Here is a 19,442-nt window from a genome sequence, read left to right on the forward strand (position 1 = left end):
GAAAGAGAGAGTTATAAACGCTCGAAAATTTTATCTAATTTTTCTTTTAATGTTGCAGCAGTAAATGGCTTAACAATGTAGCCGTTTACACCTGCTTGAGCAGCTTCAATGATCTGCTCACGCTTCGCTTCAGCCGTGATCATTAGAACTGGCAGATGCTTAAGTTCTGCATCCGCGCGGATGTGTTTAAGCAAATCGATGCCTTGCATACCTGGCATGTTCCAGTCAGTTACAACAAAATCGAAGTCACCTTTTTTCAGCATTGGTAATGCGGTTAAACCATCGTCCGCTTCTTGAGTGTTATTGAAACCCAAGTCACGAAGCAGGTTTTTAACAATACGGCGCATTGTTGAGAAATCATCAACAATAAGGATCTTCATGTTTTTATTCAAAATTGCCTCCACTGAATCGTAAAATCAGTGTTTTTAGTCATTTTGTGTCCACGCACTGAGCTTGGTACGTAAACGTTGCATCGCTTGACTCAGTATTTGACTTACGCGAGATTCGCTTACGCCTAACACATCGCCAATTTCTTTCAAATTGAGTTCTTCATCATAATAAAGCGAAAGAACCAAAGCTTCACGCTCTGGAAGCTGTTTTATTGATTCAACCAGTGCTTTTCGAAATGATTCATCAACTACCCCTTTGAATGGGTTGCTGTCATCGGTTTCATCCGCCGGTGAAATCACATCATCAGAAACGCCTAAATCTTCAATACCGACTAATTTTGAGCAGTTGATATCGGTAAGAGCACTATGATATTGATCCAGTGTCATACCGAGATGCGTGGCTACTTCAGAATCAGTAGGATCTCGATTTAATTCGCCTTCCAGCTCCGCAATCGCTTGGTTAATCTCTCGATTATTTTTATGAACAGAACGCGGTACCCAATCGCCTTTACGCATGTCATCTAACATTGCGCCACGAATACGGATACCTGCATAAGTTTCAAAGCTCGCACCTTTAGAACCATCATAATTCTGCTGAGCTTCGATAAGACCGATCATGCCGGCCTGAATTAAATCCTCTACCTGAACACTCGGCGGTAAACGGCCTAGTAGGTGGTGAGCAATGCGCTTAACCAACACTGAATAACGTTCAATGAACGCCTGCTGGCTATTAAATTTGCCATGTTGGTCATAGGTTATCGCTTTATTCACCAAAAGGGTCCTCTGCGAATTCGGTACGATTTAGCAACCTTTCCACAAAAAATTCCAAGTGTCCACTTGGTGTTTTCGGTAGTGGCCACGTCAACGCTTTGTTTGCTAGTGAGCTGATAGCTAAAGCGGCAGGCGAGCGTGGGAACGCATCAACGACAATTTTTTGTCTTTTTACAGCCTGTCGTACTTTATCATCTAATGGAATACATGCTACGAGTTCAAGGCTAACATTCAAGAATCGCTCTGTGACTAGTGTCAACTTTGCAAACAATTCTCGCCCTTCACGGTAGCTTCTGACCATATTTGCTACAACTTTAAAGCGTTGAACTTGGTGTTCTTTACTCAACAGCTTGATTAATGCATAGGCATCTGTGATTGACGTCGGTTCATCACACACAACTACAACCACATCTTGAGCTGCTCGCGAAAAACTGATTACCATGTCAGAGATACCAGCAGCGGTATCAATCAGCAGGACATCCATTTCGTCTTCAAGACTACCAAATGCTCGGATGAGTCCGGCATGCTGAGCGTGAGAAAGCTCTGTCATGCTCTGTGTGCCAGAAGTTGCAGGAATTATCTTTATACCATAAGGCCCTTCGACAATCGCATCTTTTAGCTCACATTCACCCGCTAAGACATGTCCTAGATTACGTTTTGCACGAATTCCGAGCATCACGTCCACATTGGCCAGACCTAAATCAGCGTCGAGAACCATCACCTTCTTGCCTTGGCGAGCCATACAAATCGCCAGACCCAGTGTTACGTTTGATTTCCCCACACCACCTTTGCCGCCAGTAACAGCAATCACTTTGGTCAACGATGGTTGTGTTAAGCGACGGAGGCCGCTTGCTTGATCGTGTATCATATTCTCAGTCATAGTAGTCCGCCGCCTTAGAGTCCTTCACTGTCACTGTTCCAAAAGTGAGGTTCGTTCTCTGTCGACTTCTCTAACAGTTCATTTGCTTTCGCAAGCATATATTTTGGTTGCGCTATCACAATGTCTTCTGGTACGCGCTGACCATTAGCGATGTAAGCTACTGGCATTGCGTTTTGAATCACTACACTGATGAATTCGCCTAGGCTTAATGACTCATCAAGCTTCGTCATAATACAACCCGAAAGTGGTATACGTCGGAAGTGATCCAGCGTTTCTTGTAGAACACGACGTTGTGCGGTAGCCGGCAAAACAAGGTAGCTGTGGATCACTTCTCCGCTCTCTTGCATTAGAGTGTCGAGCTGCTCGGAAAGCCTCACATCTCGTTGCCCCATCCCTGCCGTATCGACCAAAATCAGTCTTCTGTTTCTTAGCTGATATATAACATCGGCTAACTCGTTAGAATCTTTAGCAACTCTTACGGGACAACCCATGATTCTTCCGTAAATTGAGAGTTGCTCATGTGCACCTATGCGATATGTATCTGTTGTCACAAGGGCCACATTGTCGGCACCGTATTCCATGGCTGCGCGTGCTGCGAGTTTCGCTACGGTTGTTGTTTTCCCAACCCCCGTCGGACCCAACAATGCGACTACGCCACCACGTTTTAAAATGTCCTGTTTAGGAATATTGATTTGATCCGCCACCAGCGACAATAACGCTTTCCACGCTCGCGCTGGCTTTGTATCTTCCGGGATATAACAGGCCATCTGGTCTGCTAACTCCGGAGAAACGCCCATTCGCTCTAAGCGCTTAATCAGCATAGCTCTTAGCGGCTCACGGCGTTCTACTTCTTGCCACATCAGGCCAGAAACTTGGTGCTCCAACAGACGACGAATTGACGTCATCTCTTCGCGCATGCTTTCTAGCTCATCGGCCGATTCGTCACGCTCATCACTTGGGCGACGTCGGTCATAGCGCGTCGGGTCCAGCTTGGGCGTCGGACGTTCAAATCGATTGTCCTGTGCGATTAGCTTCGCCAAAGGTGAATCTGGTTGATATGGCGCTGGCTTTTCTTGGTTGTAGCCGTCGCGATGCTTATTTTGGCGTTGCAGCAAAGCAGAGAGCGAATCTTCATTTTCTGCTACGTGATCGTCAGCATCTGCTGCACCACCGCTATATTGCTTAAGCATATTAGCGAATCGCTGCGTCATTGAGCCTGTTTTTTCATTGTTACTGTTATTACTGTTCAGGCTAATTTTATCTTCATCTAAATGACGATCTTGGTAACGATCAGCAGAAGACGATGACATTTGACGATGTTCGTTATAGCGATTCGATTGAGAAGCACCGCGATTTTGCTGTGACGCTGCGCTTGCTTGAGACGGATTAGATTCACTATCTATCGCCGCAACAATCGCTACTCCACCAGCCACTTTCTTGTTTGACATGATCACCGCTTCCGCGCCTAAGTCCTCTTTCACTTGGAGCAGCGCCGTTCTCATGTCTTTGGCAAAAAATCGCTTTATTTTCAAACTATGAATCCATTAATGATGCGTGAGATCAGTTACCCACGGCTTGCACAATTCTGATCTGTTTTTCATCCGGGATTTCTTGGTAAGACAGTACCCGGAGATTAGGTATTGTGTTCTTCACAAATTTCGCCAACGTCGAGCGTAATACACCGGAAGTAAGCAGAACGGCAGGTTCGCCTTTCAGTTCTTGTTCCTGTGTCGCTTGGCTTAGTGAAGACTGCAATCGCTCAGCGAGTCCCGGTTCAATCCCCGCGGATTCGCCTCCTGATGCTTGCATAGTTTGATGCAATATTTGTTCCAGTTCGGGTATCAAGGTGATCACTGGTAACTCAGGCTCTATACCATTGATTTCTTGAACAATTAGACGTTTAAGACTAATTCGAACTGCTGCCGTCAATATGTCAGCTTCTTGACTCTTACTTGAGTACTCAGCCAAAGTTTGAACAATCGTGCGAATATCGCGGATTGGAATGGCCTCGTTTAACAAGTTTTGTAGGACTTTCACCACCACACCTAATGGTAATTGGTCAGGAACAAAGTTCTCGACCAACTTAGGCGCGCTGCGTCCCAACATTTCTAATAAATTCTCTACTTCTTCATGGCCAATTAGCTGTGATGCGTTGTTGGTCAATAGCTGGCTTAGGTGCGTCGCTAATACCGTTGATGAATCAACAACCGTATAACCCAGAGCCTGCGCGTGCTCACGCTGATCTTCTCGGATCCATACGGCTTCCAGTCCAAAAGCAGGGTCAATGGTTGGTTCACCATCAATCATGCCATACACCTGACCTGGGTTAATCGCTAGCTCTTGATCCGGACGAATCTCTGCTTCGCCCACCGCAACCCCCATCAATGTAATTCGGTAACTGTTTGGGGTCAGCTCAAGATTGTCACGAATATGAACCGCTGGAATTAGGAACCCAAAATCTTGCGATAACTTTTTACGCACGCCTTTTACGCGCTCTAGCAGTTCCCCACCTTGGTCTCTGTCCACCAAAGGGATTAAGCGATAACCGACTTCCAAGCCAATAATATCGACTGGCTGGACGTCATCCCAAGACAGTTCGCGCTGTGAGGAAGGTTCTGTACCTTCGTCTGCTGTTGCTGGTAAAGCGGGCTCTTTCGCTTTCTGCTTCTGCCGTTTGTCGATGAAATATGCCGCTGCACCGGCCGCGACTGCCAGGCTCAAAAACGCAAAGTGTGGCATGCCCGGTACGATGCCCATCACACCAAGAATAGCCGCAGTAATCATCAGCGCTTTTGGGTTGTCGAACATCTGGAAGACCAGTTGTTCCCCCATGTCTTCATCGGTGTTTTGGCGCGTCACCATCATTGCCGCTGCAATCGACAGCAATAGCGATGGGATTTGTGCGACCAAACCATCACCGATTGTCAGTAAGGTATAGATTTCAATCGCTTCACCGAAACCCAATCCATACTGCGCCATACCGATCGACAGACCGCCGACGATGTTGATAAACAGAATCAAAATACCGGCAATCGCGTCACCTTTTACGAACTTCGAGGCACCATCCATCGAGCCATAGAAATCCGCTTCTTTGGTCACTTCAAAACGACGAACTCTTGCCTGCTCTTGGTCTATCAATCCGGCATTCAAGTCGGCATCAATCGCCATTTGCTTACCCGGCAACGCATCAAGCGTAAAGCGAGCACTTACCTCAGAGATACGACCCGCACCTTTGGTCACCACCATAAAGTTGATGATCATTAAGATGAGGAAAACCACTAGGCCGACCGCGTAGTTACCACCAATAACGACGTTACCGAACGCCTCAATTACGTTACCTGCCGCATTACCGCCTTCATGACCATGCAGTAAGACGACACGAGTCGAGGCAACGTTCAAAGCCAAGCGGAGCAACGTGGCGATCAGCAATACCGTTGGAAAAGCAGCGAAGTCCAAAGGGCGACGTGTGTAAACGGTCACTAACAACACCACCATCGACAGCGCGATGTTAAAGGTGAAGAACATATCCAGCAAAAATGCTGGAATCGGCAGTACCACCATCGCTAGGGTGGCCAAAACCATCACCGGAGCACCAATAGCTGGCATTTCACGTTGAGGGATTCGTGGCAATTTATCTGCAAACGGCAGGCTTAACTTCATACTGCGAGAGATCTCAATCGATTGAAGCGTCACGTAAGCTCTTACTATTAATACGCGACCGCTTTAGCCTAAAAGTTTAGGTAGGGTTGATAATTAAAGCGTTTTAAGCAATCTATGTACCATAATTAGCGCCAAAATAATGACTAAACACTCAAATAGAGCTTAGCTTTTGATCAAACGAGCTTTTTTAAGGCTTTACCGCTTTTCGTATCAATGACGGTGCTCGGGCGGGATTGGCAAATCATAATCTTGAATTTTCGGGCGCTGTCCACCTCGTTTTCGGTATTGCTTCAATTGGAATACAAATGCCAAAACCTGAGCGACGGCAGTAAATAACCCATCGGGGATCTCTTGCTCGAGCTCTGTCGTGTGGTACAACGCACGAGCCAAAGGTGGTGCGGGCACAATCGTAATGTCATGTTCGCGGGCGACTTCTCGAATCTTCATCGCCATGTGGTCAGTACCTTTAGCGATCACGACTGGCGCACGGTCTGTCTTCTGTTTATAACGAAGCGCTACCGAGAAGTGCTCTGGGTTAGTAACAATAACATCAGCTTGAGGAACGTCCGCCATCATTCGACGTTGAGCCGCTTCCCTTTGCAACATACGAATACGGCCTTTCACTTCCGGCTTACCTTCAGTCTCTTTGTATTCGTCTTTGACTTCTTGCTTGGTCATTTTTAACTGATCGGCGTGCTGCCAAATTTGAAATGGAATATCGATGGCAACCACAATCAATAGCGAGCAACTGATCAGCAAAATAAAGTTCAGCAAAATATCTAAAGCATGGAAGATGTTTTGCGGATACACATCCATGCTCAATTGAATCAGATCGGCCTGCGATGCTTGGATCAAATAGATGGCGACACCAGTGACCAGAACCACTTTAAGGATTGATTTGATCAACTCTACCCAGCTTTGCATGCCAACCATTCGCTTTAAGCCGCTAAGTGGATTCATTTTCGACAGCTTGGGCATGGCCGCTTGGGCAGAAAAACTGATTCCTCCCACACCTGCTGCTCCAATCATGGCGGCGGTAAACAATGTCGCTAACACCAAAAATAGTGGGAACAACAAATCACTCATCGCGCCCAAAGCGATATCAAACAGTTTTGCAGTATCGAAAATCTCTTCTCGTTGAAGATCAAATAAACGGCTCATGATGGAAAACAATGAACGTGCTAACGCCTCGCCAAACCACATCAATGAAATGGCGCCAACGATCAGCACAGATGCTGATGCAAGCTCTTTAGATCGAGCGACCTGCCCCTTTTCTCTGGCTTGTTGTAACCGTCGGGGCGTGGCTTCTTCGGTGCGTTCCTGACCGTCTGATTCTGCCAAATCTTAGCACTCCAAGCGAATGAGCCGACAAATCTGCGCCTCACCCACTGTCCAGAACATTTCATAATGACTGTATAGACCAGCCAGTATGTACCAACAAAGTAATAGACCCACCATCAAAGCAAAAGCAAAACCAAGCGAGAAGATATTCAGCTGTGGTGCGGCACGGGTCATTACACCAAACGACAAGTTAATGGTCAGTAGTGCAATAATGCCGGATAGAGACATACTCAATGCAGTTTGGAACATAATACCAAGCCAGCCTGCCATTTCACGGAAATCAACCGCGTTGAGCGAGCCGGAGCCAATCGGCAAAGTTTTAAAACTGAACACCACCAATTGCAGCATTTTTAAGTGTCCATCGGTGGCAAGGAAAAACATTGTCGTTAAGAACATGAATAACTGGCCAAGCAATGGCGTGTTCTGACCATTTGCGGGATCAACCATAGAAGCAAAGCCCAAACTTGATTGCATACCCAATATTTGACCAAGTAGGACAAAGGTTTGAATCATAAATTGAGTGACCATACCCATCGCTATGCCGATGATCATTTGCTCGGCAATGGTCATGAAGCCACGAAACGAGAGTAGCTCAATGTCCTGAGGTACGGCGGGGATGGCTGGCATGACAGCGAAAGTGATGGCTAAACCGAGGTAAAGGCGGATTCTTGGCGAAACAAATCGGGCCCCGGTTACTGTCATCACCATCAACATGGATGAGATACGAACATAGGGCCAGAAGTAGTTTGCGATCCAATCTAAGACAACGCTAGTGGGGTACTCCATAGGCGCCTCTAATAAAGCACCTGAGGTAAGCGTTCAATCAAGCCATAGAAATATTCCATCAACATTTGCGTCATCCAATGCCCAAACAGCATCAGGGCCAAAAGCGTGACAATCAAACGCGGTAAGAAGCTCAATGTTTGTTCGTTGATGGATGTCGCAGCTTGAAAAATCGCAACTACAAGGCCGATAAGCAAGCTTGGGATGATAATAGCGCAGACCATGATAAGCACCATCCAAAGTGCTTCACGGAAAAGCTCGACAAACATTTCTGGTGTCATGTCTTATCCTCTATCTGCGCTTATCTAAAGGGCAAAGCTGCCCGCAAGTGTCGAGAGTATCAAGTTCCAACCATCGACCAATACGAACAACATCAACTTGAACGGCAACGAAACAATCATTGGTGACAACATCATCATACCCATTGCCATCAGTACCGAAGCGACTACAAGGTCAATAATCAAAAACGGCAAGAAGAGCATAAAGCCAATTTGGAATGCAGTTTTTAGCTCTGAGGTGATAAAAGCCGGAATCAACACCGCCATCGACACATCTTCTGGATTCTCGACTTGCTCTCCTGACATGGTTACGAACGTCTCCAAATCTTTGATTCGGGTCTGCTTAAGCATAAATGCTTTCATTGGCGCTTGTGCAGCATCAAACGCTTCTCGCGCCGTAACTTGCTCGTTCAAATAAGGCTGAACAGCTTTGTCGTTGATTTCGTTCAGGACAGGAGACATAACAAAAAAGGTCAAAAACAGCGCAATACCAATAATAACCTGATTAGAAGGCGTTTGTTGCAAACCCATTGCCTGACGCAATATCGACATCACCACCACAATTCGAGTGAACGAGGTCATCAGAATCACCATGGCAGGCAAGAAGCCAAGCATGGTCATTAACGCTAAAATTTGTAGTGTAACCGAGTAGTCTTCACTGCCATCAGGGTTCGTGGTCATGGTGAATGCTGGAATACCACCGCCACTAGAAACGGACATAGCACGGCTAGCACCAGTATCACTTTGCATAGCCTGAACTGTAACACCACTTCCATCGGCTAAGTTATCTGGCAGCGCTGACTCCTCTGCTTCAGCAAAGGTAAATGAAGAAAACAGCACGCCGACAAAAAGTAACAACGTACTCAGGAGCAAACGAATTGGATTACCCTTTGTCATGTTTTTTGATCAGCTGGCTAAATTGAGTCGCAAAAGCATTGGTCGCCAACTCTTCCTCTTTCAGTGGCTTATCTAACTTGGCTAAAGTTTGGATCGATTGGCTAGTAATCCCAACCAAAAACTGTTCTTCACCCACTTGAACTACTGCGATTCTTTCTTTTGTACCCACTGGCAACTGACTCACTATACGCAAGCCCTTTTGTTGTCCCATCGCTGGCACTTGCATACGTTTCAGCAACCAAGCCAGCAAAAGAATCACGCCGATTACAAGCACAAGCGAGCCAAGTGTCGTCGCAAGATCCAGATTATTTGGTGCGGCAGCAAATGCATAAGGAGCACTTAGCATTAAGCTCAGTGCTCCAGTGATTTGCTTCAATCGCATTTTGATTGAACGACTCATCTTAACGCAGCTTCTTAATTCGTTCAGTTTGGCTGATCACATCCGTCAAACGGATACCAAACTTATCGTTGACGACCACGACTTCGCCGTGAGCAATCAAAGTACCGTTAACCAATACGTCGAGCGACTCACCGGCTAGACGATCCAACTCAACAACCGAACCTTGGTTAAGCTGCAACAGGTTCCGAATGCTAATTTGAGAACGACCGACTTCCATCGAAATCGTCACCGGGATATCCATAATAGTGTCGAGTTTACGACGCTCATCTTCGCTAATTGGGCTTGAAGTGTCTTTTAGCTCTTCCAGTGGCGCAGCCAATACTTCATCTACGTCTACAGAAGGGGCAGACGGGTCTTCGCCAAGAGCGGCTGCCCATTCGTCTGCTAGCTTTTGATCGTCACTTGGTTCCATTTTTCTATCCTGTGTTACGCCTTACTCATGCCATAGCATGTCTGTTTAATAAGGTATCTTAATGGTCTATATCGTCTTCATTCTCAAGCTCGGACATGATGTCTTTACCTAAGAAAGCTAAATCTGTTTTGACGACATGTGGGCGCTCAATTTCCTCAGAAATTTGCACCGCTAATTTGTCTTCCGAACGACCCATTTTTACGCGATAGGTCGGTAGGTCTTCTACAAACATCGTCGCATGTTCTGGCATTTCAATCGGGATGATGTCGCCCGGTTGCAGCTCCATGAGATCACGCAAAGAAATGTCTTTTTCGAGCAAGTTCACGCGGAAGTTAACCGGACAATCCATGATCTCTTCACGTAGTGCTGAGCTCCAGCGAACGTCCGTTTCCATCTTGTCGGACTGAACACCTGCATCCAATAGTTCACGGATAGGCTCAACCATGGAGTAAGGCATAACGACATGAAAATCGCCGCCACCGCCGTCAACTTCTATATGGAATGAACTCACGACAATCACTTCTGTCGGGCTGACAATGTTTGCCATGCTTGGGTTTACTTCAGAGTCGAGATATTCGAACTCTACCCCCATCACTGGCGACCACGCTTCTTTATAATCTTCAAATACAATTTTCAGTAACAACTGAATGATGCGGCGTTCCGTTGGGGTAAATTCGCGGCCTTCGATTTTGGCGTGGAATCGACCATCACCGCCAAAGAAGTTTTCTACCAGAATAAAGACTAAACGAGCCTCCATGGTGATCAACGCAGTGCCTTTTAACGGACGAAAACGCACCATGTTCAAACTGGTTGGCACGTACAATGTGTTCTGGTATTCACCAAACTTCATCATCTGCACGCCATTGATCGACACCTCTGCCGTTTTACGCAGCATATTAAACAGACTAATACGCATGTGCCGTGCAAAGCGCTCGTTGATAAGTTCGAGCGTCGGCATTCGACCACGTACGATTCTGTCTTGCGACGAGAAATCAAAATTGACGGCACCCTCAGTGTCGTTTTCTATCGGTTCATCGACGTCATCAACATCGTCAACCCCATGCAATAGCGCATCAATTTCGTCTTGGCTTAATAGATCGGTCACGTTTTACCTATTGAATAACAAAATCTGTAAACAGTACTTTTTCAATCACTGGCTTACCGACCGCAGCATTCAGCGCTGCTTTGATATCTTCGGAAGCACGATCGCGCAATTCCACTCGTCCTGTAGGAGAGCGCAATTGATCAACCGTCGCGGAAGCAAACGTTGATAGCATAGAGCTTTCAATCAGTGGCGAATGATACCGCGCCAACTCTTCATTTTCTGCACCGCGAACCATTAACTGCGCTTTAATTTGAACCAGCCTATCGCGGCTATCCCCAGTAACGTTAAATACAAATGCCTGAGGAAGATTCACATACGCGATGGGCGCAGCATTCGATGCCTTCACTTGAGCCTGTTGAGACGATTCAGCCTGAGCAGGTTCATCAGAGCCCATTAGAAAAAATGCCGCTGCCCCGCCACCAAGTAGTAATACTACAACAGCGATGATGATGATAAGTAACTTGCTTTTTCCTTTCGGCGCATCGGCCCCTTGTAACTGTTCTTCTGCCATTCTTGTCTCTTATTGTTCTTTTGAGTTACCAAGACGTTTTAGTGAGTTGCTTGGTAACCGTATGCCATTGCCGTTAAACGGCCTTTTATGCGTAAAAACTAATTCCATCACGCTTTGAAGCGACATTCAAATCCAGATTGACATCAGATTCAAAACCCTCTTCGGACTGTCCAGAAAAACCGCCACTTTGCGCGCTTTGACCATGTTGTTCAGCAGTATACCTACCTTGCTGTTGCCCGCTGTTTTGTTGCTGGACGGAAGAATCAGCCAGCTGCATACCTTGTTGCGCTAGCATTTCTCTCAAACGAGGGAGCGTCTGTTCAATAATGTCACGAGCTTGCGGGTTGTTCACTGTAAAATGTACATTGGCAACGTCGTTATTCATGGTCATACGAATTTGCATACGACCTAACTCTGGTGGATCAAGACGAATATCGAGATTTTTCAGATTCTTCGACATCATCATTTGCACTTTTTCCGCAACTTGCTCGTTGGCTAGCTCTTTAGTTAGTTGCAACGGAAGCTGAGCTTGTTGTGCAGCATCAATACGCGCTTGTTGCTGCACATTAATTCCTTGCTGACCTGCCATAGCCTGAAGCTGTCCAGCGAAGCCATGTTGGAGGTCCGGCTTATCTTGTTTATCCGCAGTCGCCTTTAGCGCACCAGTCGCCAATGCTGCGTTCATTACTTTCTGGCTAATCTCTCCGTCTTTCACACCTTGAAGCGACGTCGGCACTTGCGCGGCTATCAACGTATCAGGCGTTGGAGATAATGCGACTTTTTCTCCACTATGAGCAGTTTGTGGCTGGGGTACTTGAGCCGCTGTATGCTGGATTTGCTGAGACACTGCCATAGGTCCAGCCTGGCGAGTTAAATTATGTTGTACTTGTTGCTCTGCGAGAATCTGTTTAATGTCATTAGGGAGCGCAACAAATTGGGCAAGGTCTTGATCAGGAATATCCGCCGTGATCCTTCCTTGTTTCAACCCTTCAATGATCTGAGCTTCTTGCTGAGTCAGTGGTTTTCCTTGCGCCAACTTAGTATCTATAACTTCAAGTTCATCCAAGGATACTCGTGGAAGCGCGTCGATGTTGGAACCATCAACGTCTGTTAACAACGGCGACAGATCATTAGCTACTTCACCACTGACTGCGCTCTTAGCCGTCGGATGGCTGGCTTGTTTCGCTAGCTCTTGCCAAGCAGCAAACTCAGGCGAAAGTTTGTCGACATCGATAGGTTGACCATTCTTATCTAAAATTGGCTCTAAGTCTTGTCCTGGGATCATCTGTGCTTGTTCAAGCGAATGAACTGATGGCGTTTCATTCAAAGCAAGCTCATCAAGGTGTGTCGAAACGGTTGCTTGCTCGTGGAACGAATGCACTAAATTCGCGCTCTGAGGCAAAACTTTGCCACTATCGATGGATGCATTACTCGCATTCAGGGTTTGATTCGCTTGTTCAATTCGACCAAGAAGCTGTTGTCCTTCGCCCATCGTGCTTTTTACGTCCATTGTATTTGATGGGTTACTCGTATCAATTGATGTTGATTTCACTTTTTCAATAGCTTCAACATCATGCTCCAAAGGTGTGCTGTTACTCGCCTTTTGTAAACTTACTTCTTCACTTAAGGTTGCATTCTGTTTGTTTGCTGATATTTCATCAAAATCATGGGTCCCGTCACTGACGGATCCTTGGCTTTCTTGCGCCAACAATTCGTCCGAGACGTTAGCAGAAGAAGTACTGCCTACATCCGCTCTTTCTTTTTCTTCAACCACTGTCGATTCTGTTGCTACTTTTTCGGGCTTTTGTTTACCAGCAAACGCATCGGTTAACGTTTCTAAAAATCCCTTGCTTTCAGTGCTCTCTGCGGACGCTTTAGCGGACACATCAGAAACTGGCGTCTTGGTAGTCGCAGATACATGGGACAAATTCACACTCATTTAGAAACTCTCGTTCTCGTGGCTCTGAGCGTATCGCTGACAGACAGCAATACTGGCGGCAAACAAAGGTCAAAAAGACCCGACACTGACAGCTAAAATGCAAAAATCACACCACAATATTGAGCCAATTCTCGGTAAGCTAATAGATGGCATGTTTATGGAACAAACATCAACAGTACTATCCGAGAACCTGGTTCCTAACATGATGTACAGCTACTTGATTGACTTTGAAAAACGATAAGCGTAAACAGACACTTTGCTTAACAATTAAGGAATCACTTTGAAGATCACAGAATTACGCCAATATAGAATCAAAGCAGGCAAAACAAAGCAATGGCTAAGTTGGATGAAGGAAGAACTGTTGCCCTATCAACGCTCACAAGGCATGCGTGTACTGAATACTTACGTCCACACTGGTGACGATGGACATGACTATTTTGTTTGGCTTAGAGAGTTCGACAATGAACAAGCACGCCAGACTCTCTACGAAAAAACATACAACGAGTGGTGGGTTCGCGAGATTCGACCGAAGGTATTTGAGCTAATTGAACAAGACTCAATCAAAGTTACCTTACTTGAATCGGTAGAGATGTAGTCAACTGCAACACCGTAATGCAATATCGAACCGATAACGTTTAGAAACGATGTGGTTTTCGACTGTAAAGTAAGGTGGAAAACTCGTCCATTTGCTTTTGTTCGCGCTTAGCTTCAGCAAGTTGTTTCTCTTTTTCGCGTTTGCCTATCATCCACTCATAGGATCTGCGTTCTTTACGCACGGTTAACCAATATTCTTTACAGTTTTCAACCTGCTCTTTGAAATGACTTTCTGCTTGCTTTTGCTTAGATAAAGTTTCATCTAGCTGGGTAAGGAATCGATTTAAATGTCCATATTGACTTGCCGTTAGGCCCGCCTGACCACGGTCGACGAGTTGCTGGCAATAATCAAGCCGATACTTTTCAATTTGTTCAACCTGACGGTAATAATCTTCGAGTTCAGAACGCGCTTTGTTCAGTGCAAGCACAGCTTGGTCTTCACGATCCTTAGTTTGCTCAAGTAGAAACTCCATCGCATTATTCATGCGCTATCACCCACCCAAAATGTTTCTAAGCATATTGACGCACATATCGTATGGCACCGATTCTTTCATGCTCTGCTGCAAGTATTCGTCTAACTTCGGTTTCAAAGTAAATGCGCCATCAATAGCAGGATCGGTACCCGGTTTGTACGCTCCAATCGAGACCAAATCTTGATTCTTGCGACAAATAGACAAGACCTGTCGCACGGCTTTTGACATCAGAACGTGCTCTTCGGTCGTGATTTGCGGCATAACACGGCTCACCGACTTCTCGACATCAATCGCCGGATAATGGCCTGCATCCGCCATTTCACGAGAAAGAACAATATGGCCATCAAGAATGGCTCGCGATGCATCCGCTATCGGATCTTGCAAATCATCCCCTTCGGTCAAGACGGTAAAGAACGCCGTAATCGAGCCTTGTTCGGCACTTCCATTACCCGCTCGCTCAACCAGCGCTGGCAGCTTGGCAAATACAGAAGGCGGGTAACCTTTCGTCGCTGGCGGCTCACCAACAGAAAGTGCGATTTCACGCTGTGCTTGTGCAAAACGAGTCAACGAGTCCATCAATAGCAGAACATCTAACCCTTGGTCCCGGAAGTATTCAGCAATCGTTAATGCCGTTTGGCACCCCTTTAAGCGCATTAGAGGTGAAGCATCGGCAGGCGCCGCGACCACCACTGAGCGGCGACGACCGTCCTCACCCAAGATCTCTTCGATGAACTCTTTAACTTCACGTCCACGCTCACCTATCAGGCCGACGACCACAACCTGTGCGGTGGTGCCTCGCGTCATCATGCCAAGCGTGACCGATTTACCCACACCAGAACCTGCAAACAGACCGATACGCTGACCTTTACCAACCGTCAACAAACCATTGATGGCTTTTAGGCCAACATCGAGCGGTTCAGAAATTGGTTTTCGAGCCAACGGGTTGATCGGCTCGGCATTAAAAGAGGCACGATGATCGGTATACAAAGGGCCAAGTCCATCAAGTGGATTCCCAACCCCGTCTATCACGCGCCCAAGTAACTCCATGCCGACAGGCAAACCAGCGTCACTGGTTAAAGGGGTGACTCTCGCGCCAGGTAAAATGCCCGTAATTTGTTCGCTTGGCATTAAAAATAGGTTGTCACCTGAAAAGCCGACAACCTCGGCTTCCATCTGACCTGACATGGTTTCCACTAAGCATAAACTGCCAATTGGTGCGCGACAGCCGGTCGCTTCCAACGTTAACCCAACCACACGCACCAGTTTGCCAGAGGCGACAGGGCGCGTCGTAAGGCCTTCAACTTTGTAGTTTTTTAAGCGGTCAGCGAGTGCTTGCATGGATTACTCACCCTCTTGATGACGGTTTGCGCCACAAAAGCTGTGCAATACGCTTTTGACGCGTTCTTCCATGCGATAATTAATGCTTGATTCACCGGCTTCAATCTGGACATCACCTCGATTGAGCGATGGCTCAGCAACTAACGTCCAGTTGCGACAATTAAGGTCTTCTTCACCATAAGCTGAACGAATAATCGCGACATCCTCTGGATTCAGGTGCAAGGTAATAGGGTGGCCTGATATTGGTAGCGCTTCGACCGACTGCTTCACTGTATCTAAAATAATTTGAGGGTTGGTTTGTACTTCAACGTGCACCACTTCTTTAACTAAACAGAGCACCATATCCACCAGCTGCTTTTCAACCTGAGCATTCATCAACTCCAAAGGTTGAGCAAACTGATTGGCCAAGTTCATAAAAGTTTCAACTTGCTGCTGAATGTATTCTTGCCCTGCAGTTACCCCTTCAGCTTTTCCGAGCTCGAGACCTTCAGCATGGCCGGCTTGCAACCCTTCTTCTTTACCTTTGTCGTAACCTTGCTTAAAGCCAGCTTCCTGACCTTGATGTAAGCCTTCTTGATAAGCACCTTGCTTAATCAGTTCAATTTGCTCTTCGGTTAGCGCAAGTGGCTGCTCTTCTTCAGGCTCATCAAAATTCGGCACCCATCCCGGGTCATAGTTGAACGCGGTTTGTTTTGCTTGTTTGGCTTTAGGCTCGCCATAATCAGGCAGCCCCCAACGTTGGGGTTCGATCATCGAATCATCTTCATCAGGACGGATAAATCCACGTTTTCTATCGCCAGCCATGGGTTACCTATTGTGTGTTCGATTAAGAAGTGAGGGTGCTCCGCAATAGGATAATTGCGAAGCAATAGAAATTATAAGAATTCGTCAGCACCGCCAGATAGCATAAGCTCACCAGCATCCGCCATTCGACGGGCAATTGCTAAGATTTCTTTCTGAGCGGCTTCTACATCTGCCACTCGTACTGGCGGCATCGCTTCTATGTCATCACGCATCATATCAGCAGCACGTTTAGACATGTTCTTGAAGACTTTCTCACGTAACGAGTCATCTGCACCTTTGAGTGCTTTTTGCAACACGTCTTGTGGTACGTCACGCAGCAACTTCTGAATACCTTGGTCGTCCACCTCGACTAAGTTTTCGAAGACAAACATTAGGTCTTGGATTTGCGTCGCCATGTCTTCGTCCTGATCGCGAATTTGTTCCATCAACAAACCTTCGACGTTGTTGTCTAGGTAGTTCATGATCTCCGCTGCTGCTTTCAGGCCGCCAATTTTGGCTGCTTGTGCACCCGCTTGACCCGCGAACTGTTTCTCCATGATTTCGTTCAGCTCTGCCAATGCTGATGGCTGAACTTCTTCAAGGTTGGCAATACGCATCATCAGATCCAAACGCACGCGCTCAGGGAACTGAGACAAAATCTCTGCAGATTGGTCTGCTTCTAAATAAGACAGTACGATAGTTTGAATCTGTGGGTGTTCATTGACAATAATGCTCGCCACTTGGCGTGGGTCCATCCATTTCAAAGAATCCAAGCCTTTTGATCCCGTACCAAGTAGGATCTGGTCAACCAAGTTGTTGGCTTTGTCTTCACCAAGAGCGGCAACCAGTGCATTACGCATAAAGTCTTCGCTGCCCATACCAATGTTGGTGTATTTCTGGATATCCTCCAAAAACGCACGATGAACAGCAGATACCTTGTCTTGGCTGAGATCCTTCGCGCGAGCCATCGCACTACCAACACGCTGAACCTGTTTTGGTTCTAGGTGACGGATAATGCCAGCTGCATCTTGTTCATTAAGGCTCAGTAGCAAAATTGCCGCTTTTTCTTCGCCAGTAATGGTTGAAACATCCAGCTCTACTGGCATTCCCGCGGCGTTGTCATCTTGAGGTACGATATCGTTAGCCATTGTCATTCATCCAGTTTTTCACTACTTGAGCAGCCAGTTCAGGTTCATTCGCAACCAGAGCGCGAACCGCTTTCAATACATCTTCATCTTTATGAAGGTTTGGCAAATCAATACTTGAGCCAAACTCGAACAGTTCGCTGCTTTCGATGTCACTGCCAATCAAGCTAGTTTCACCATCCGCACCAATCGGCAAGCCGTCTGGTCCGTACATTTCGTCTTCATCATCGCTGGTAGGGTTAAGCAATTTCTTCATTGCTGGGCGAACCAGAACCAACACAACCACAATAATCACTAATGCACTTGCGAACCAACGAACCCAATCACTGAAGTTAGGGTGCTCCCAAATTGGTGGTTCTTCTAGCTGCTCAGCCTCTGGCTCAGCAAACTTTACACTCAATACATTCAGTAAATCGCCACGACCTTGATCAAAGCCGACGGTACCAATTAATACTTGGCGAATGGCATTGATTTCAGATTCGGACATTGGGGTATAAGTCACTTCACCCGTATCAGGGTTAACTTGACGACGGTCTTTAATCGCAACAGAAACGGTCTGACGAGCCACCGTCCCGGTCTGCTTTCGCTCGTGGCTGATGGTGGTATCTAGCTCAAAGTTACGCGTGGACTCTTTACGAACTGAACCCTGCCCCATGACAGAACCATCTTTCATTTGAGCCACATCTTGCGGAATTGAGGCATCCGCTGGAGGCTGATTACTCAACGCACCCGGAATACCCGCAACCATGTTACCGTTATTGTAATCTTCGAGTGCGTACTCACTGCGGGTCGCAGGGGTGTTCGGATCAAAGCGTTTGCGAGTTTGTTCAACCGCACTGAAATCCATTTGTATATCAACCTGCGCCGTATAGTTGCCATAACCTAAAATCGGTAATAGTACGGAATCAATTTTTTCGCGCAGCGCTTGCTCTTGGCTGCGTTCTAATTCTTGTTCTTTGCGTCGTGCCGCAGAAGCGGGATCTTGGGAGCCTGAGCTGAGTAAGCGGCCATGCTGATCTGTGACGGTAATTCGAGAAGTTTTCATTCCCGGCACGGCACTAGCCACCATGTCGACAATAGAATCCACTTCTTGCTGCTTAAGGTTCGTGCCTGTCGACAATGTCAAAAATACCGACGCAGAAGCTTCTTGGTTATGACGCACAAACACGCTGTGCTTTGGCAGTGCCAATAACACTCGTGCTTTGCGAACTTGCTTCATTTCTTCAATTGCTTGAGCCAATTGGCGCTCTCGACTGAGTTTGAGACGCTCTTGCTCGAGACGTTGTGAAACACCAAAACCCATGTCTTGCAGCAAAATATCATCGCCCGCTTCTGTAGCTTGGTTAACGCCGGAACGAACCATGCCAAGTTTGATCGAGTTGTACTCACTCGATTCAACAGAAACAGTATTGCCATCAAGCTTATAATTGATTTTCTGCTGGTCCAGATAATCCAGAACGGGGATCAATTCTTCGGTCTCATACGCACCAAGTGGGCGCATCTCCGGTTCTTTGACCCAAAAGAACAGCATCACGATCAATGCAACACAGATGGATATCGACAGCACAAGCACAACCTGACGAAGTAAATCGAGGTCGCCCACTGCCATATCGAATTTTGACGCACTACGCTCCTCTAGATCTGGATTTTGACTCTCCACATCCACATCGGAACTTGCTACCAGTGCACCATCTGAGCCGCCTTCAGTGACGGTTAAATCTGTAGACTTGTCTGCCACACTTA

The 19,442-nt window shown here is 46.7% G+C and carries 21 protein-coding genes; 2 read left to right on the forward strand and 19 right to left on the reverse strand.

Annotated elements, in window-relative coordinates; genetic code table 11:
- Positions 1-11 precede the first annotated feature (11 nt).
- From cheY to R7Z78_RS10045, 14 genes are all read right to left on the reverse strand, one after another.
- Positions 12-380: a chemotaxis response regulator CheY gene (cheY, locus tag R7Z78_RS09980; protein WP_017635949.1), complete on the reverse strand. Its 369-nt coding sequence runs from the start codon at positions 378-380 to the stop codon at positions 12-14.
- A gap of 45 nt (positions 381-425) precedes the next feature.
- Positions 426-1,160 (reverse strand): RNA polymerase sigma factor FliA, encoded by a 735-nt coding sequence (locus tag R7Z78_RS09985; protein ID WP_005380499.1) that lies wholly within the window; start codon positions 1,158-1,160, stop codon positions 426-428.
- The gene (locus tag R7Z78_RS09990) at positions 1,153-2,040 is read right to left on the reverse strand and encodes a MinD/ParA family protein (protein WP_005380498.1); all 888 of its coding nucleotides are present in this window, start codon (positions 2,038-2,040) and stop codon (positions 1,153-1,155) included. The genes R7Z78_RS09985 and R7Z78_RS09990 overlap by 8 nt, the downstream gene beginning before the upstream one ends.
- Before the next feature lie 14 nt (positions 2,041-2,054).
- The gene (gene flhF / locus R7Z78_RS09995) at positions 2,055-3,572 is read right to left on the reverse strand and encodes a flagellar biosynthesis protein FlhF (RefSeq protein WP_085569739.1); all 1,518 of its coding nucleotides are present in this window, start codon (positions 3,570-3,572) and stop codon (positions 2,055-2,057) included.
- Positions 3,573-3,600: 28 nt separating this feature from the next.
- Entirely contained in the window at positions 3,601-5,700 is a 2,100-nt protein-coding gene (flhA, locus tag R7Z78_RS10000; protein ID WP_025998722.1) for a flagellar biosynthesis protein FlhA, read from the reverse strand.
- A gap of 210 nt (positions 5,701-5,910) precedes the next feature.
- A complete protein-coding gene (gene flhB / locus R7Z78_RS10005; protein WP_005380490.1) occupies positions 5,911-7,041 on the reverse strand; it encodes a flagellar biosynthesis protein FlhB in 1,131 nt (376 codons plus the stop codon).
- Between the two features lie 3 nt (positions 7,042-7,044).
- On the reverse strand, positions 7,045-7,827 hold the full coding sequence (gene fliR / locus R7Z78_RS10010) for a flagellar biosynthetic protein FliR (RefSeq protein WP_005384463.1): 783 nt from the start codon (positions 7,825-7,827) through the stop codon (positions 7,045-7,047).
- Between the two features lie 8 nt (positions 7,828-7,835).
- Positions 7,836-8,105, reverse strand: a complete 270-nt coding sequence (fliQ, locus tag R7Z78_RS10015) for a flagellar biosynthesis protein FliQ (protein WP_005380488.1) — start codon at positions 8,103-8,105, stop codon at positions 7,836-7,838.
- Between the two features lie 24 nt (positions 8,106-8,129).
- Positions 8,130-8,999, reverse strand: a complete 870-nt coding sequence (gene fliP, locus R7Z78_RS10020; RefSeq protein WP_005394311.1) for a flagellar type III secretion system pore protein FliP — start codon at positions 8,997-8,999, stop codon at positions 8,130-8,132.
- Positions 8,986-9,399 (reverse strand): flagellar biosynthetic protein FliO, encoded by a 414-nt coding sequence (gene fliO, locus R7Z78_RS10025; protein WP_005380480.1) that lies wholly within the window; start codon positions 9,397-9,399, stop codon positions 8,986-8,988. The genes fliP and fliO overlap by 14 nt, the downstream gene beginning before the upstream one ends.
- Position 9,400: 1 nt before the next feature.
- The gene (gene fliN / locus R7Z78_RS10030; RefSeq protein ID WP_005380479.1) at positions 9,401-9,811 is read right to left on the reverse strand and encodes a flagellar motor switch protein FliN; all 411 of its coding nucleotides are present in this window, start codon (positions 9,809-9,811) and stop codon (positions 9,401-9,403) included.
- 58 nt (positions 9,812-9,869) lie between these two features.
- Complete coding sequence (fliM, locus tag R7Z78_RS10035) at positions 9,870-10,916, reverse strand: flagellar motor switch protein FliM (protein ID WP_017635951.1); 1,047 nt, start codon at positions 10,914-10,916, stop codon at positions 9,870-9,872.
- Between the two features lie 7 nt (positions 10,917-10,923).
- Positions 10,924-11,427: a flagellar basal body-associated protein FliL gene (gene fliL, locus R7Z78_RS10040; RefSeq protein WP_104975528.1), complete on the reverse strand. Its 504-nt coding sequence runs from the start codon at positions 11,425-11,427 to the stop codon at positions 10,924-10,926.
- Positions 11,428-11,512: 85 nt separating this feature from the next.
- On the reverse strand, positions 11,513-13,366 hold the full coding sequence (locus R7Z78_RS10045; RefSeq protein WP_104975529.1) for a flagellar hook-length control protein FliK: 1,854 nt from the start codon (positions 13,364-13,366) through the stop codon (positions 11,513-11,515).
- A gap of 97 nt (positions 13,367-13,463) precedes the next feature.
- Here R7Z78_RS10045 and R7Z78_RS10050 point away from each other — a divergent pair, with 97 nt between their 5' ends.
- Together R7Z78_RS10050 and R7Z78_RS10055 are read left to right on the forward strand one after the other, a co-directional pair.
- Entirely contained in the window at positions 13,464-13,607 is a 144-nt protein-coding gene (locus tag R7Z78_RS10050) for a hypothetical protein (RefSeq protein WP_005394314.1), read from the forward strand.
- Positions 13,608-13,646: 39 nt separating this feature from the next.
- Positions 13,647-13,961, forward strand: coding sequence for an NIPSNAP family protein (locus R7Z78_RS10055; protein ID WP_104975530.1), 315 nt, complete (start codon positions 13,647-13,649; stop codon positions 13,959-13,961).
- A 40-nt stretch (positions 13,962-14,001) separates the two neighbouring features.
- Here R7Z78_RS10055 and fliJ read toward each other — a convergent pair whose 3' ends face one another.
- From fliJ to fliF, 5 genes are all read right to left on the reverse strand, one after another.
- Positions 14,002-14,445: a flagellar export protein FliJ gene (gene fliJ, locus R7Z78_RS10060; protein WP_104975531.1), complete on the reverse strand. Its 444-nt coding sequence runs from the start codon at positions 14,443-14,445 to the stop codon at positions 14,002-14,004.
- 6 nt (positions 14,446-14,451) lie between these two features.
- The gene (gene fliI, locus R7Z78_RS10065; RefSeq protein ID WP_046875538.1) at positions 14,452-15,771 is read right to left on the reverse strand and encodes a flagellar protein export ATPase FliI; all 1,320 of its coding nucleotides are present in this window, start codon (positions 15,769-15,771) and stop codon (positions 14,452-14,454) included.
- Between the two features lie 3 nt (positions 15,772-15,774).
- Positions 15,775-16,575 carry a flagellar assembly protein FliH gene (gene fliH / locus R7Z78_RS10070; RefSeq protein WP_005394317.1) on the reverse strand — a complete coding sequence of 267 codons (801 nt, stop codon included), beginning with the start codon at positions 16,573-16,575 and terminating at the stop codon, positions 15,775-15,777.
- Between the two features lie 71 nt (positions 16,576-16,646).
- The gene (fliG, locus tag R7Z78_RS10075; RefSeq protein WP_005380470.1) at positions 16,647-17,702 is read right to left on the reverse strand and encodes a flagellar motor switch protein FliG; all 1,056 of its coding nucleotides are present in this window, start codon (positions 17,700-17,702) and stop codon (positions 16,647-16,649) included.
- Positions 17,695-19,437, reverse strand: coding sequence for a flagellar basal-body MS-ring/collar protein FliF (fliF, locus tag R7Z78_RS10080; protein ID WP_005380462.1), 1,743 nt, complete (start codon positions 19,435-19,437; stop codon positions 17,695-17,697). The genes fliG and fliF overlap by 8 nt, the downstream gene beginning before the upstream one ends.
- Between the last annotated feature and the right edge of the window lie 5 nt (positions 19,438-19,442).

The sequence above is a fragment of the Vibrio sp. 1167 genome, assembly GCF_033340375.1.
In the GTDB taxonomy this organism is placed as follows: domain Bacteria; phylum Pseudomonadota; class Gammaproteobacteria; order Enterobacterales; family Vibrionaceae; genus Vibrio; species Vibrio alginolyticus.